Annotated in this window: 15 protein-coding genes and 1 other RNA gene; 6 read left to right on the top strand and 10 right to left on the bottom strand. The window is 66.0% G+C overall.

Annotated features, from left to right (window positions below):
* Nucleotides 1–43 precede the first annotated feature (43 nt).
* The 4 genes from RRU_RS17885 to RRU_RS20145 all read left to right on the top strand — a co-directional run bounded on the left by RRU_RS17885 (nucleotide 44) and on the right by RRU_RS20145 (nucleotide 3,452).
* Nucleotides 44–676: a cold-shock protein gene (locus RRU_RS17885; RefSeq protein ID WP_011391209.1), complete on the top strand. Its 633-nt coding sequence runs from the start codon at nucleotides 44–46 to the stop codon at nucleotides 674–676.
* Between the two features lie 446 nt (nucleotides 677–1,122).
* Nucleotides 1,123–1,365, top strand: a complete 243-nt coding sequence (locus RRU_RS17890; protein WP_014626599.1) for an Lrp/AsnC ligand binding domain-containing protein — start codon at nucleotides 1,123–1,125, stop codon at nucleotides 1,363–1,365.
* Between the two features lie 286 nt (nucleotides 1,366–1,651).
* The gene (locus RRU_RS17895) at nucleotides 1,652–2,176 is read left to right on the top strand and encodes a PAS domain-containing protein (RefSeq protein ID WP_011391211.1); all 525 of its coding nucleotides are present in this window, start codon (nucleotides 1,652–1,654) and stop codon (nucleotides 2,174–2,176) included.
* Nucleotides 2,151–3,452 carry a methyl-accepting chemotaxis protein gene (locus tag RRU_RS20145; RefSeq protein WP_042440266.1) on the top strand — a complete coding sequence of 434 codons (1,302 nt, stop codon included), beginning with the start codon at nucleotides 2,151–2,153 and terminating at the stop codon, nucleotides 3,450–3,452. The genes RRU_RS17895 and RRU_RS20145 overlap by 26 nt, the downstream gene beginning before the upstream one ends.
* Nucleotides 3,453–3,546: 94 nt before the next feature.
* Here the strand turns inward: RRU_RS20145 and rocD are convergent, their stop codons facing one another.
* Together rocD and RRU_RS17910 are read right to left on the bottom strand one after the other, a co-directional pair.
* Complete coding sequence (gene rocD / locus RRU_RS17905) at nucleotides 3,547–4,794, bottom strand: ornithine--oxo-acid transaminase (RefSeq protein ID WP_011391213.1); 1,248 nt, start codon at nucleotides 4,792–4,794, stop codon at nucleotides 3,547–3,549.
* A gap of 13 nt (nucleotides 4,795–4,807) precedes the next feature.
* Complete coding sequence (locus RRU_RS17910) at nucleotides 4,808–5,692, bottom strand: dimethylarginine dimethylaminohydrolase family protein (protein ID WP_011391214.1); 885 nt, start codon at nucleotides 5,690–5,692, stop codon at nucleotides 4,808–4,810.
* 178 nt (nucleotides 5,693–5,870) lie between these two features.
* Between RRU_RS17910 and RRU_RS17915 the strand changes: the two genes are divergently transcribed.
* Complete coding sequence (locus tag RRU_RS17915; protein ID WP_011391215.1) at nucleotides 5,871–6,296, top strand: Lrp/AsnC family transcriptional regulator; 426 nt, start codon at nucleotides 5,871–5,873, stop codon at nucleotides 6,294–6,296.
* A gap of 118 nt (nucleotides 6,297–6,414) precedes the next feature.
* On the opposite strand, the gene RRU_RS17920 is transcribed toward RRU_RS17915, so the two are convergent.
* The 7 genes from RRU_RS17920 to bfr form a co-directional block, all read right to left on the bottom strand.
* Nucleotides 6,415–7,125, bottom strand: a complete 711-nt coding sequence (locus tag RRU_RS17920; protein WP_011391216.1) for a hypothetical protein — start codon at nucleotides 7,123–7,125, stop codon at nucleotides 6,415–6,417.
* Nucleotides 7,126–7,262: 137 nt separating this feature from the next.
* A complete protein-coding gene (locus tag RRU_RS17925) occupies nucleotides 7,263–7,880 on the bottom strand; it encodes a hypothetical protein (RefSeq protein ID WP_011391217.1) in 618 nt (205 codons plus the stop codon).
* An 87-nt stretch (nucleotides 7,881–7,967) separates the two neighbouring features.
* The gene (gene recR, locus RRU_RS17930; protein WP_011391218.1) at nucleotides 7,968–8,561 is read right to left on the bottom strand and encodes a recombination mediator RecR; all 594 of its coding nucleotides are present in this window, start codon (nucleotides 8,559–8,561) and stop codon (nucleotides 7,968–7,970) included.
* Nucleotides 8,562–8,589: 28 nt separating this feature from the next.
* Nucleotides 8,590–8,913, bottom strand: a complete 324-nt coding sequence (locus tag RRU_RS17935; RefSeq protein ID WP_011391219.1) for a YbaB/EbfC family nucleoid-associated protein — start codon at nucleotides 8,911–8,913, stop codon at nucleotides 8,590–8,592.
* Entirely contained in the window at nucleotides 8,910–10,889 is a 1,980-nt protein-coding gene (locus tag RRU_RS17940; RefSeq protein WP_011391220.1) for a DNA polymerase III subunit gamma/tau, read from the bottom strand. The genes RRU_RS17935 and RRU_RS17940 overlap by 4 nt, the downstream gene beginning before the upstream one ends.
* Before the next feature lie 58 nt (nucleotides 10,890–10,947).
* Nucleotides 10,948–11,045, bottom strand: an RNA gene (gene ffs, locus RRU_RS17945) — signal recognition particle sRNA small type.
* Nucleotides 11,046–11,151: 106 nt separating this feature from the next.
* Complete coding sequence (bfr, locus tag RRU_RS17950) at nucleotides 11,152–11,637, bottom strand: bacterioferritin (protein WP_011391221.1); 486 nt, start codon at nucleotides 11,635–11,637, stop codon at nucleotides 11,152–11,154.
* Between the two features lie 206 nt (nucleotides 11,638–11,843).
* Here bfr and RRU_RS17955 point away from each other — a divergent pair, with 206 nt between their 5' ends.
* The gene (locus RRU_RS17955; protein WP_014626602.1) at nucleotides 11,844–12,260 is read left to right on the top strand and encodes a SufE family protein; all 417 of its coding nucleotides are present in this window, start codon (nucleotides 11,844–11,846) and stop codon (nucleotides 12,258–12,260) included.
* Nucleotides 12,261–12,271: 11 nt separating this feature from the next.
* Here RRU_RS17955 and RRU_RS17960 read toward each other — a convergent pair whose 3' ends face one another.
* Nucleotides 12,272–13,153 (bottom strand): LysR family transcriptional regulator, encoded by an 882-nt coding sequence (locus RRU_RS17960; protein WP_011391223.1) that lies wholly within the window; start codon nucleotides 13,151–13,153, stop codon nucleotides 12,272–12,274.
* Nucleotides 13,154–13,168: the final 15 nt, after the last annotated feature.

A 13,168-nucleotide genomic window follows, 5' to 3' on the forward strand; every position in this document is an offset into this window, starting at 1 on the left:
CACCGGTGGTATAGGTGGGTCCTCTTGGGGTTAGTTGCGGATCATGCTGTCTCGTAGCACTGCCACGGTTAAGTGGTTCAACGCGACCAAGGGTTTCGGATTCGTTCGCGTCAGCGACGGTGAACCCGATGCGTTTCTTCACATCTCTGTCCTTCAACGGGCCGGCTATTCGGAGTTGCCGGAAGGCGCGACGATCGTCTGCGATCTCGCGCCTGGCCAGAAGGGTATGCAGGTCAGCGAAATCTACGAAGTCGAAGGCGGATCGCCCGGTGGCTTCGGCGGTGGCGGCTATGACCGGGGCGGTTATAGCGGCGGCTTCGACCGGGGCGGGTACAACGGCGGCTTCGATCGCGGGGCCGCCGATCGGGGCGGCTATGCCGGCGCCACCGACCGGGGTGGCTATGCCGGGGGCGCCGCCGATCGCGGCGGTTACGCCGGGGGAGCCGACAGGGGCGGCTTCCAGGGCGAGACCGAGATCGATGGGGTGGTCAAGTTCTTCAGCGCCGACAAGGGCTTTGGCTTCGTCGTCCCCGACGGCGGCGGCAAGGATGTCTATGTCGGATCGCGCACCTTGCAAGATTGCGGGGTCTCGGTTCTTGAGCAGGGCCAGCGGGTGCGCATGAGCATCCGCATGGGCAAAAAAGGGCCGATGGCCGGTAGTCTCGAACTGATCTGACGCTTTCCCCTGGTTTTTGACCCTATGGGTGGTGCCGGCGCGCGCCACCCATAGGGTTGTCCAATTTTGATCACGGCTGTCTTGCGATCTGACGGTCTTGACGGTGGCGACATCAGCGTCGACTCTGGGCTATCCCGGGCCGGCGGGCCGGTCCGCCCGAGATCACACCAGATTAAAGGGCGATCCTTTAACGCCGGAGCTTTGAGCGGGAACGTCGTGCGTGAAATCTGGTTCGGCGCCGCCGCTCTCGGGTCTTGATAGGCAAGCGAATCGTCATCGCGATATGGTCCGGGGCGCTGGAGATTCGCTTTTTATTCAATAGGTTGGGCGGTTAGGACACGAAAACCCGAAGTTCCCTTCTCCGCCCGCCGCTCTCGCCGACCACGCCGAACGACTCGGCCATGTCCCTTTTTCCCCCTCCCCAGACGATCCAAAAAGGTAGTCCGATGCAAAAGATCTTCGTGATGATCAAATGCGATCTTGGTCAAGCCTATGACGTGGCCTCGACGATCATTGAAACAGTCGAAGAAGTCTCTGAAGTAGATAGTATTTCAGGACAGTACGATCTGATGGCGAAATTCTATATCGCCAAGGGCGCCGATATTGGTCATTTCGTTACAGAAAAAGTACAGACTATCGGCGGTATCAAAGACACCTTCACGATCGTTGCTTTCAACGCCTTTGGGTAACAAAGTAAAGGCTCTGCAATTTATCGGTCGGTAGTCCTCCTTTTGTATCGGTACCCCAATAAGCATTGCAGTTGATAGCTCATCTGCTATGATCGGGGCGGATAGTGGAGGCGTAAGGTCGCCGTGGACACCCCAAGAAAAAGCGGGTCGGTCCAGGCCTGCCGGTGATCCTTTCAGGATCTCTATCCGTAATGTTGACAGGATTAAGCCTCTGTGCGGTTCCTGCGCATAGGGCTGAAAGGGTGTCCTTCGTCTCGAGGGCCCTCGTCCCTTGACCGGAGGCTTCATGGCCCGTCCCGTTATTGTTCCCACCGGAGTAGAGCGGTTTTTTGGAGAAGACGAGATTATCGTCTCCAAAACCGATCCTCGTGGGGTGATCGTTTACGCCAACAAGATCTTTCTCGATATCGCCGGATATTGCGAGAAAGAGGTCGTCGGTCAGCCTCATAATATACTGCGCCATCCGGGCACGCCGTCATCCATTTTCAAGCTGATGTGGGATCGCATCCAAGCGGGAAATGAGGTCTTCGCTTATGTTTGTAACATGGCAAAAAACGGCGATCACTACTGGGTTCTGGCCCATATCACCCCGTCTTTTAGCGCCGATGGCGCGATCACCGGTTACCATTCCAACCGCCGGGCGCCCGAGACGCGAATCCTTCCTGAAATAAAGGATCTCTACAACCGTCTGTTGACGGAAGAAGAAACCGCTGGATCCCCCAAGAATCGTATCTTCGCCGGAATGAACTTCATCGATCGCATGCTCGGTCAAAGGGGGGTGAGTTATGATCGCTTTATCCACAGTCTCTAAGCTCACCCTGTGCGGGGTGCTTACCGTGGTTTTGGGCGGGGCGGTGGCGAGCCTCGCCGTGGCCTCGAACGACTGGCTTGATCTTGGGCTGGCCGGCGGGCTTGTTTTGGCCGGCGGAATGGCGCTGATCCTTCTGCGTAGTCTGAAGGCTCAGATCGCCAAGGCCTCGGATGTGGCGGCGGCGGCGCGGGGTGACCTCGGCGCCCGCATCATGGGGATCGGCGGCACCGGGGAAATCCCCCGGATGCACTACAATATCAATCATCTGTTGGATGTGACCGAGGCTTTCGCCCGGGAATCGGGCGCGGCCTTGTCCTTTGCCAGCCGGGGCGAATACTACCGCAAGATCTTGCGGCGCGGCATGGTCGGCGATTTCGGTCGCTATGGCGACACGGTCAATGCCGGGCTGGAGGCCATGGACCGCAAGACCCGGGGCTTCCACGAGTCGGCTAGCGAGATGGGCGACAAGATCATGCATGTCGTCCATTCCGTCGCCAGCGCCGCCGCCCAGCTTCAGGCCTCGGCGTCGAGCCTGGGCGATATGGCGCGCTCGACCGATGACCAGTCGGTCCGCGTGGCCGATGCCGCCCGCGACGCCTCGGCCAATGTCTCCGGCGTCGCCGCCGCCACCGAGGAATTCTCGGCCTCGATCACCGATGTCGCCCATCAGGTGGAACGCACCTCGCAAGTCGCCCATAACGCGGTGGTGACGGCGGGCAAGGCCGAAAGCACGATCAATACCCTGGCCCAGGCTTCGGCCCGCATCGGCGAGGTCGTCGGCCTGATCAACGATATCGCCAGCCAGACCAATCTGCTGGCGCTTAACGCCACCATCGAGGCGGCGCGGGCCGGCGAGGCGGGCAAGGGCTTCGCCGTGGTCGCCGGCGAGGTCAAGACCCTGGCCCAGCAAACGGCGCGGGCCACCGACGAGATCGTCGGCCAGATCGAGGGCATGCGGACCGCCACCCATGAAGCGGTTCTCGCCATCCAGGGCATCGGCGAAACCATCCGCGAAATCAGCGAGGCCGCCCAGGCCATTCACCACGCCATCAGCGAGCAGCGCGCGGTGGTTGGCGAGATCGCCGGCAATGTCCACCGGGCGGTCGATGGCGTGCGCATCGTCGCCGAGGGCATCGCCACCGTGGCCGGCAGCGTTCGCGAGGCCACCGGCGCCGTCGAGGAGATCACCGGCGCGGCCAACGACCTGTCGTGCAACAGCGAAGGCTTGAGCGGCGATGTCGCCCGCTTCATCACGCAGGTTTCCGCCTCGCGCTGATCGGCGCCCCCCGCTCGCACAGCGAAAAACCCCCCGGCATGGGGGGCCGGGGGGTAAGGAGTCTTTGGTCTAGAAGATCAGGAAAAGCGCTTGGTTAACCGATGACCTCGGCGATCCGTTCCATCGCCCAGTCGATTTCTTTTTCGGTGATGACCAAAGGCGGAGCGAAGCGGATGATGTCGCGGTGGGTCTCCTTGCAAAGGATGCCCTTGTCCTTGAGCTTTTCGCAAAACGGCCGGGCGCCGCCGGCTTCGGGGGCGAATTCCACGGCCAGCATCAGGCCGCGGCCCCGCACCGCGCGGATCAGCGGATTGCCCAGGCCGCGCAGCTTCTCAAGGAAATAGGCGCCCTGGCGGGCGGCGTTGCCGATCATATCCTCGTCGACCAGCACCTTGAGCGCCATCCGCGCCACGGCGCAGGCCAAGGGATTGCCGCCGAAGGTGCTGCCGTGTTCGCCCGGGCGCAGCACGCCCAGAACCTCGGAATTCGACAGCACCGCCGACACCGGATAGAAGCCGCCCGACAGCGCCTTGCCGACCAGGGTCAGATCGGCCTCGATCCCCTCGTGCTCCTCGGCCAGAAGGGCGCCGGTGCGGCCAAGCCCGGTCTGGATCTCGTCGAGGATCAGCATGACGCCTTGGGCCGTACACAGATCACGAACCCGTTTCAGGTAGCCCGGCGGCGGAATGATCACCCCGGCCTCGCCCTGGATCGGTTCGATCAGCACGGCGACGGTTCTGGGCGTGATGGCCGCTTCAAGGGCGTCGCCGTCGCCAAACGGCACGCAGCGGAAGCCCGGCGCGAAGGGGCCAAAATCGCGCCGGGCGTCGGGATCGCTGGAAAAGCCGACGATGGCGATGGTCCGGCCGTGGAAGTTGTCGGAACAGACGATGATCTCGGCCTGATCCTCGGCCACCCCCTTTTCGCGATAGCCCCATTTGCGCACGCATTTCAGCGCCGATTCGACGGCCTCGGCGCCGCTGTTCATCGGCAGCACCTTGTGGCTGCCCGTCAGCGCGCAGATTTCCTCGTAGAAGGGGGCCAACTGGTCGTTATGGAAGGCCCGGCTGGTCAGGGTCAGCCGTCCGGCCTGGGCGATCAGCGCCTCGAGGATGCGCGGATGGCAATGACCCTGGTTGACCGCCGAATAGGCCGACAGGCAATCCAGGTAACGCCGTCCAGCGACATCCCACACCCAAACCCCCTGGCCCCGGGTCAGCACGACATCAAGCGGCTTGTAGTTATGCGCGCCCAGGCGATGCTCGACCTCCAGATAGTCGCGGAGATCCTCGGGGGTGGGCGAGGCGAGGCCGGCGGCGAGGGGCGGGGCGAGGGAGGTCATGGGGTGGACTCCTTTATTCGGCGGCGGCGGTGGCGCGGACGGCGGCCCGGGCCCGGCGATCAAGGCGCAGGGTCATGCAATAGGACCCGCCCCCCGACTGCATGAAGCGGCCAAGCTCAAGACCATGGACATGGTAGCCGCGCTCTTCGAGGAGGGCGCGCAACGAGGCCGGCGGATTGGCCATCACCACCTCGCGGCCATGGGCCACGGCATTGATGCTAAAGGCGCTGGCGGCGGCGAAATCGGCTTCGATCAGCATCTCGGGGGCGACGACGGCGCGCAGGCGCTCCAGCGAGGCGGTCGACAGCGCCGGGGTGAAGGTCAGAACCTCGCCGCCGGGCAGCACGCAAAAGCAGGTATCAAGATGATAGAAGCGCGGATCGACCAGTTCCAGGCGGACGATCTCCTGGCCGAAGGTCTCGGCGATCACCTCGATCGAGGCGCGGCTGGAGCGCGGGCCGTGGGCGGCGAAGAACAGCTGGCGGCTGGCGTCCCACAGGCAATCGCCGGCCCCTTCCTGGAACACGCCCTCGGGCAGGGAATGAACGGCGCTCAGCAGGCCGCGCTGGCGCAGGGCCTCGAAGGCGGCGTGGAAATGGGCTTCCTCGCCCTGACGCTCGGGATGGCGGAAGCGCGCGACCAGGGCGATGCCATCAAACACGATGGCCGCATTGGCCGGAAACACCATATCGGGCAGACCGGGCTGGCCGGGGAGGATTTCCAAAGCGAAGCCGACGGCGCCCAGGGCATCGGCCAGGGCCTGCCACTGGGTGGCGGCCTCGGCCAGCGCCACCGTCTGGTTGCCGGCCCAGCTTTCGGGAGTCATCCACGGATTAATCGCATAGGTGACCCCGTAATGGTCGGGGCGGGTCATCAGGATACGGGGGGCGGTGGGCATGGGGGCCTCGTTCGCGGGGGGTGTCGATAGGCAGAAGATGCGAAACGAGGGACCCAACGAAAAGACTAAAACTCGTCAGCGAAATGCCAGAAATAAAGCAGTATGCTAGGCATCCCGCGCAAACTGTCAGAGCCGCCGCGAAGATGGGCGCTGTGGGGTTGGCCGATAAGGAGCGCCCATGACCCTTGATGATCTTGATCGTCGGCTGATCGGCCTGCTGCGCGAGGATGCGCGGCTGCCGGTGTCCTCGCTCGCCCATGCCCTGGGGGTATCGCGCGGCACCGTGCAAAACCGCATCGATCGTCTGCGCGACAGCGGCGAGGTTCTGGGGTTTACGCTGCGGCTGCGCTCGGAAGCCGGATCGGGGGTGCGCGCGGTGTGCCTAGTCTCGGAACAAACCCGCGACGCTTCGGCCATCCTCGCCGCGCTCAAGCGCATTCCCGAAGCGCGCGGCGTGCATACCACCAACGGCCGCTGGGACATCATGGTCGATCTGGCCGCCGATACCCTGGAAGACCTTGACCGGGCGATCGGCCAGATCCGCGCCCTGGGCGGCGTCACCGATACGGAAACCCTGGTTCTGCTGACGCCGCACAAGGGGTAGAGCGGCGGGCGGAAAGGCAGACACCGGCCTTCCGCGCCATCGCCGCTCTACGATCTTGATCGTCGGGCAAATCGTCGTCGCACTTTGGTTCCGATCGCTCGGGACTGTCCCTAAACCCTTAGCGGGCCTTGGTGTCGCCGTACCATTCGCCGGCGCTTCCGCCGACCGAGCCGCCCTTCTGGACATAGCCGCCATTGGGGCTGCGCACCCAGAGGCTGCCGCTATCGGTGCGGATGGTCGGGTCCAGGCGGTTCAATTCATCCTGGGCCGAGGCGCCGGGTTGACGATGCTGAAGCGACGGACGGATGCCCTGGCTGCTGGCTTCCAAAGGCGTCGCGGCATTGGCCGCGTCTACCTGGGAAATCGCCGGGGTCGGCGTCGAGGGCAGCGGCGCGTAGGTCACGGTCGGGTTCGCCCCGGTGGGGGCGGGGGCGGGAGCGATGGTGGTGGTCGTCGTCGAGTAGCCCATGCTCCCCGTCGGAGCGGAATACCCGGTCCCCACCGTGGGGGGAGGCGCATAGCTCGGGTTTGACGGCAAAGGGGTGATCGTCGTCGTTGTCGTCGAATAGCCCGGCGTCGCGGACGGCACCGTCACCGAGCGGTAATGAACACCCTCGGCGGTGGTCGGGGCCGCCGGGCTCGTCGGGGCCCCATAGCCGGGTGCGGTCGTCGCCGGGGCGGTGGGGCTATAGGGCGACATGGCGCTATAGGGCGTGCTGCTCTCGCGCATGGGCGGCACCAGAATCTCGCTGGAGCTTTGGGCGTGGGCCTGCCAACCCAGCGTCGTTATCAGGGTCGCGGCCAGGGTCGCTTTGGTCAGGCTATGCATGGGGGTCGGTCCTTCCTTGGAACGGCTTCTTGCGGAGCCACGTCTGTTCCTCGCGGTGCGAACGAAAGGGCTCCCGGTTGCCCAACGCGCGATCGTCGGATTTGTTGCGCTGTCCCGGCGCGGCGCGGGGCGAAGAATCAGGGTTTGGTGGGCGCCTCGCCCATATCGATGCCCTGGGGGCCGGGGAAGCGCAGGAACAGGGCGCGGGCCAGCGGCACCAGGGCATCCATCAGGTCGCGGCCGTCATCGACCAGCAGGGCCCGCCCCTCGTAGACGGTGCGGCCCTCGGCGGTGATGGTGACCGAAAGCCGCTTCTCGATCATCGTCGGCGGGGCGCCTGGGCCGATATCGCCCGCCGGAGCCTTGCCCATCGCCAGCCCGCCCGGGGTGCTCCAGCCGAAGCGATAGCTGACCCCCGCCGCCGGCGCCATGTCGCTATACGAGGACATGGTGGTTTCCAGCCCCACCCGCCAAACGGCGCGACGGGCCTCGGTCCCGGTGATCCAGCGATGGCCATGGCGGGTGAGCAGCGGCGCGACCACATTGGCCGCCGCCTGGAAAGCCGGATCGGCGGCCTGGGCGCGGTCGCGCGGCGTGATAGCGAAGGTGGTAGGGGCGGGGGCGGGGGGCAATTGATGGGTGCGCTCGACGCGCACGGCGGCCTGCTTGGGCGTGGACGGGGCAGAGCCGGCGCAGGCGGTCACCAGGGACACCAGCAAGGCCGCGACAAGGGGAAGAAAGGGGAAACGGCGCATGGCGGGCTCTTTTGGCGATGGTCGGGGGAGGGATCGGCTCTGCCGCGTCCCGGCGGCGCGCTCAGGGGGCGCGATCGGACGGCGCGGTCAAACCGGGCGACGGGCGCGCAGGGCGGCGGTCAGGGTGCCATCGTCCAGATAGTCCAACTCGCCGCCCACGGGAACCCCCTGGGCCAATCCCGATACGGTTATTCCCTTTGGCTCGATAAGATCGGCGATGACATGGGCGGTGGTCTGCCCCTCGACGGTGGCCGGCAGGGCCAGGATGACCTCGACCACCGGGCCTTCGGCGACGCGGGCTGCCAAGCGATCAAGACCAAGATCCTCGGGACCGACGCCATCGATCGCCGAGAGCAGCCCGCCCAGAACATGGTAGCGCCCGGAAAACACCCCGCCGCGTTCAAGGGCCCAGAGGTCGGCGACATCACGCACCACGCAGATCAGCGTTCCGTCGCGGCGCGGATCGGCGCAGATCGAACAGGGCGCGCGGGTGTCGAGAGTGCCGCAGACCGGGCAGAGGCGGACCGAGGCGGCGACCGCGCCCAGGGCCTCCATCAAGGGGTCCATCAGGCTCTCGCGCCGCTTGAGCAGATGCAAAGCGGCGCGCCGGGCCGAACGGGGACCCAATCCGGGCAGTCGGGCCAGCAGGCCGATCAGACGGTCGATCTCTCCCGCGGACACCGGGACCCTCCGGACAAAAGACGTGGGATCAGAAGGGCAGGCTCATGCCCGGCGGCAGCTTCAGCCCGCCGGTCAGTTCCGACATCTTTTCCTTCACCATCTCGTCGACCTTGGCCTTGGCGTCGTTGAAGGCGGCGACGATCAGGTCTTCCATGACCTCGGTTTCCTTGGGATCGACCAGCGAGGGATCGATCTTGATCGAGCGCACGCCGCCCTTGCCGTCCAGGGTTACCACGCACATGCCGGCCGCCGACTGGCCGCTGACGTCCATCGCCTTCAGCTCTTCTTGAACTTCGGCCATGCGGGTTTGCAGCTGCTGGGCCTGCTTGAGCATTTGCCCGATGTTTTTCATGTCTCGTCGTCTCCGATGAATGGGTCGAACAGATCGTCTGGATCGGCGCCCGCCGGGGTGTCGAAGCCGGGCGCGCCATAAGCCTCGCCAGGATCGCCGAGGAGGTCGGGCGAATCGGCCTCGGCCGCGACGGCTCCGGGATGCTCGCGAATGGTTCCGATCACCGCCCCGGGAAAGCGGTCCAGCACCGCCTTGACCAGCGGATGGGCATGGATATCGGCCTGGGTGGCATCATGCAAGGTCGGCTGTCCGGGACGGTCGGTCAGCGTCACCATCCACCGCCGGCCGGTCCATTCGCCGAGCAGGCGGGTGATCTGGCCGGCCAGTTTGGCCGGCGCGGCGGGCAGGGGATGGATCTCCAGCAGCCCAGCCTCGGGATCATAGCCCACCAGTTCGACATCGCGATACAGATGGCCGGTGACCACGGCTTCGCGCTTGCGCCGGAACAGATCGACGAGCAGGGCGAAGCTGCGCGGCACCGGGTCGAAGGCGCCGGCCGGATCGGCGGCCGGTGGGGCCGGCGGGGGCGGGGGCGGGGGCGGGGGATCGGGGGCGACCTCCACCGGCGCTACGGCCAGGGCGCCGCCGCCGGCGTTCGATTGCGACGGGCGGGACGGGCGCGGCGGCTCGTCGGCCCGGGACGGCGGCGAAGGGGGAGGCGGCGCGGCGGGGGGGGGACCGGCGGGCGAGTGGGGGGCCGGCGGGCGGGGGGCGGCGGGCTGGGCACCGCCGGCGATCATCTTCAAGGCCTCCTCGGGGGTGGGCAGGTCGCTGGCATAGGCCAGACGGATCAGCACCATTTCGACGGCCTGAAGCGGCACCGGGGCGCCGCGCGCCTCGCCCAGGCCTTTGAGCAGGATCTGCCAGCAGCGGTTCAGCACCGCCATCGACAAGCGCTCGGCCATCGCCCGGCCACGGGTGCGCTCGGCCTCGGGAACGGCGGCATCCTCGGCCGAGACCGGCACCACCTTCACCCGCGTCATCCAATGGACGAGATCAAGCAGATCTTGAACGATGACCAGCGGATCGGCGCCCAGGGCGTATTGCCGATCAAGGAGGTCGAGGCTTTCGGCGATGCGGCCGGCGAGCAGGGCGTCGAGCAGGTCGAAGATGCGGGCGCGGTCGGCCAGTCCCAGCATCTCGGCGACCTGGGCTTCGGAAACCGTGCCGCCGCCATGGGCGATCGCCTGATCAAGCAGCGACAAGCCGTCGCGCACCGATCCATCGGCGGCGCGGGCGATCAGGGTCAGGGCGCTTGGGGCGATCTCGGCGCCTTCCAGCCCGGCGATACGCAGGAAATGGCCCGAAAGCTCGGCGGCGCTGACCCGGCGCAGGTCGAAGCGTTGGCAGCGCGACAGAACGGTGACCGGGACCTTGCGGATCTCGGTGGTGGCGAAAATGAATTTCACATGCTCGGGCGGCTCTTCGAGCGTCTTCAACAGGGCGTTGAAGGCGGCGGTCGAGAGCATGTGGACTTCGTCGATGATGTAAACCTTGGTGCGGGCCACCGCCGGGCGGTAGCGCACGCCATCAAGGATCTCGCGGATATCGCCAACGCCGGTGCGGCTGGCGGCGTCCATCTCCAGCACATCGACATGGCGGTCTTCGGCGATCGCCTTGCAATGCTCGCAGACGCCGCAGGGCGTGATGGTCACGCCCCCCTTGCCATCGGCGCCGACGCAATTCAGGGCGCGGGCGATCAGCCGGGCGGTGGTGGTCTTGCCCACCCCGCGCACGCCCGTCAGCATCCAGGCCTGGGCCAGTCGCCCGCTGTCGATGGCGTTGGTCAGGGTGCGGACCAGGGCTTCCTGGCCGATCAGGGCGTCAAAGGACGCCGGGCGATATTTGCGGGCGAGAACACGGTAGGGCGCGGACGCCGGGGTGGCTTTTGAACCGGCAGGCTTCTCGGAGGAGGGGGCCTCGGAGTCGGGTGTCACCTGATCGCTCATACCGGGGGCCGGGTCAACGGGGCGCATGGGAGACCCCGGAAACACAAGGGGGCCGACGGGCGACCCCGGAAAACAGGGGAAGAAAAGGTGGAAGACTGGACGCGACCCGCGACGAACTCGTTACGGCTGCTTCCTTCCGGACCTGACCGGGTTGGCGAGAGCCACGCCCACGCCAGCCTTCCAAGGACACTATAAACCGTCTTTCCCCTCGGCGCGCAAGGGGGCTTGAGCAAGAAAGACGACATTCCCGCGGCCGCCCCAGGGGAGCGCCATGCCCTCACCCGCCCGATCAGGCGGCGACGGCCGGATCCATTTGGGCCTGCAGATAGTTTTGCAGACCGGTCAGCTCGATCAGCCGCAGCTGCTGTTCCAGCCAATACAGGTGATCCTCCTCGGTGTCGTTCAGCAAAGGCAGCAGCGCCTGACGGGTCACGTAATCCTTTTCGGCCTCGCACAGCTTGATGACCCGGCGCAGGTTGGTGACCACCGTGCGTTCGGTATCGAGATCAAGGGCGAGCATCTCGGGGACATGGCGGCTGGTCGAGGTCGGCGGGCGCTGGCCAAGATCGGGGGTGCCCTCCAGGAACAAGATGCGCTCGATCAGCACCCGGGCATGCTCGAGTTCCTCTTCCTGCTCGTGCTTGATCCGGGCATGGAGCCGGGGCAGGCCCAGGTCCTTATAGACATGGGCATGGACGAAATACTGATCGGATGCGGTCATTTCATAGGCGAGCAGGGTGTTGAGCTCGGCCAGGATCGCGGCGTTGCCTTTCATGTCCCCTCCGGTGGGCTTAGGGTGAAAACAGGGCCAGGATCCTTAAGTGGGCGACGGCGGCCCGGGCTTACAGGGCCCAGGCGGAAACCATCGCCTTTTCGGGTCAAAAATCCTGGCCGGGGTCCGGGGAGCGGGTATAAGGAAAAGGAAACCAACGACCGCCGCTTTGGCGCGGTCCGGTGTGGGATACAAGATCCTTGAGCGACATGCCGCAGATGACCCTGGACGATCTGGCCGAAAATTTCGCCCTGTTCGACGATTGGGAAGACCGCTACCGCTACATCATCGATCTGGGCAAGAAACTGCCGCCGATGCCCGAAGCGGAAAAGACCGAGGCCTCGAAGGTACGGGGCTGCATGAGCCAAGTGTGGCTGGTCGTCCTCCCCGATCCCGGCCCGCCCAAGCGGCTAACCTTCCATGTCGATTCCGACGCCCACATCGTGCGCGGATTGGCGGCGGTGATGATGATCATCTTTTCGGGCCGCACCCCGGAAGAAATCCTGGCGATCGACGCCGACGGCATCTTCGCCCGGCTTGGCCTGGACAGCCACATCAGCCCCAACCGCCGCAACGGCGTGGCCAGCATGATCGCCACCATCCAGGCGATGGCCCGCGCCGCATAAAGCGGATTGGCCTAAGCCGCCGGGCGCAAGGCCCCTTCCAGGGCCTGGATGAAAACCCGCAGCTTGGGCAGGACGAACCGGGCGCTGGGATAGACGGCCCAGATCGACAGATCAAGGGCGGCGGCGTCCTCCAGGGTGATCCGCACCAGCCGACCCGCCGCCAGATCGTCGCCGACGTTCCACAAAGCAAGCAGGGCGATGCCGGCGCCACCCAGGCAGGCGCCGTGCAGGGCTTCGATGCCGTTCGCCGAAAACCGTCCGTTGACCCGCGCCTTGAGATCGCGGCGGTCGGCCTGGAAGGGCCAATGGGTGGTGCCGGTTTGGGTCAGGCAGTCGTGGCCGGCCAGATCGGCGAGCAGGCGCGGGGTGCCGCGTTCGGCGAGGTAGGCGGGGGCGGCGCATAACACCCGGGGGCTGGCCGCCACCTTGTGGGCGATCAGGGCGCTATCGCGCAAAACGGCGATGCGGATCGCCAGATCGGCGCCGGTGGCGACGATATCGACAACCGCGTCATTGAGATCAAGATCGATGCGCAGCTCGGGATGGGCGCGCAGCAAGCCGGGAATCAGCGGGGCGATGATCTTGCGGCCAAAGGCCGCCGGGGTGGTGACGCGCAGCAGTCCCGAAACACCGATGGCCGCCGAACGCAGCATCGCCCGCCCGGCGGCTTCGCTTTCCACCATGGCCTGGGCATAGGGCAGGAAAGCCTCACCCTCGGGGGTAAGCGACACCGCGCGCGTGGTGCGCTGCATCAGCCGCAGGCCAAGCACCCGCTCCAACCCGGCAAGACGGCGCGTCGCCGTCATCGGTGTGATCGCCAGCCGGCGGGCGGCGGCGGACAGGCTGCCGGCCGCGGCGGCGGTGACGAAAACGGTGACGGCCTCCGTATCCATTCTATCACTTTCCGA

This window comes from Rhodospirillum rubrum ATCC 11170 (genome assembly GCF_000013085.1).
Classification (GTDB): Bacteria; Pseudomonadota; Alphaproteobacteria; order Rhodospirillales; family Rhodospirillaceae; genus Rhodospirillum; species Rhodospirillum rubrum.

Excerpts from the sequence above, each read along its gene's own strand:
- RRU_RS20145 (WP_042440266.1), top strand. The coding sequence starts at position 2,151 with ATGATCGCTTTATCCACAGTCTCTAAGCTCACCCTGTGCGGGGTGCTT.
- RRU_RS17935 (WP_011391219.1), bottom strand. The coding sequence starts at position 8,913 with ATGAAAAACATCGGGCAAATGCTCAAGCAGGCCCAGCAGCTGCAAACC.
- RRU_RS17925 (WP_011391217.1), bottom strand. The coding sequence starts at position 7,880 with ATGCGCCGTTTCCCCTTTCTTCCCCTTGTCGCGGCCTTGCTGGTGTCC.
- RRU_RS17890 (WP_014626599.1), top strand. The coding sequence starts at position 1,123 with ATGCAAAAGATCTTCGTGATGATCAAATGCGATCTTGGTCAAGCCTAT.
- RRU_RS17920 (WP_011391216.1), bottom strand. The coding sequence starts at position 7,125 with ATGCATAGCCTGACCAAAGCGACCCTGGCCGCGACCCTGATAACGACG.
- RRU_RS17895 (WP_011391211.1), top strand. The coding sequence starts at position 1,652 with ATGGCCCGTCCCGTTATTGTTCCCACCGGAGTAGAGCGGTTTTTTGGA.
- RRU_RS17915 (WP_011391215.1), top strand. The coding sequence starts at position 5,871 with ATGACCCTTGATGATCTTGATCGTCGGCTGATCGGCCTGCTGCGCGAG.
- rocD (WP_011391213.1), bottom strand. The coding sequence starts at position 4,794 with ATGACCTCCCTCGCCCCGCCCCTCGCCGCCGGCCTCGCCTCGCCCACC.
- RRU_RS17960 (WP_011391223.1), bottom strand. The coding sequence starts at position 13,153 with ATGGATACGGAGGCCGTCACCGTTTTCGTCACCGCCGCCGCGGCCGGC.
- RRU_RS17910 (WP_011391214.1), bottom strand. The coding sequence starts at position 5,692 with ATGCCCACCGCCCCCCGTATCCTGATGACCCGCCCCGACCATTACGGG.
- RRU_RS17885 (WP_011391209.1), top strand. The coding sequence starts at position 44 with ATGCTGTCTCGTAGCACTGCCACGGTTAAGTGGTTCAACGCGACCAAG.
- bfr (WP_011391221.1), bottom strand. The coding sequence starts at position 11,637 with ATGAAAGGCAACGCCGCGATCCTGGCCGAGCTCAACACCCTGCTCGCC.
- RRU_RS17940 (WP_011391220.1), bottom strand. The coding sequence starts at position 10,889 with ATGCGCCCCGTTGACCCGGCCCCCGGTATGAGCGATCAGGTGACACCC.
- RRU_RS17955 (WP_014626602.1), top strand. The coding sequence starts at position 11,844 with ATGCCGCAGATGACCCTGGACGATCTGGCCGAAAATTTCGCCCTGTTC.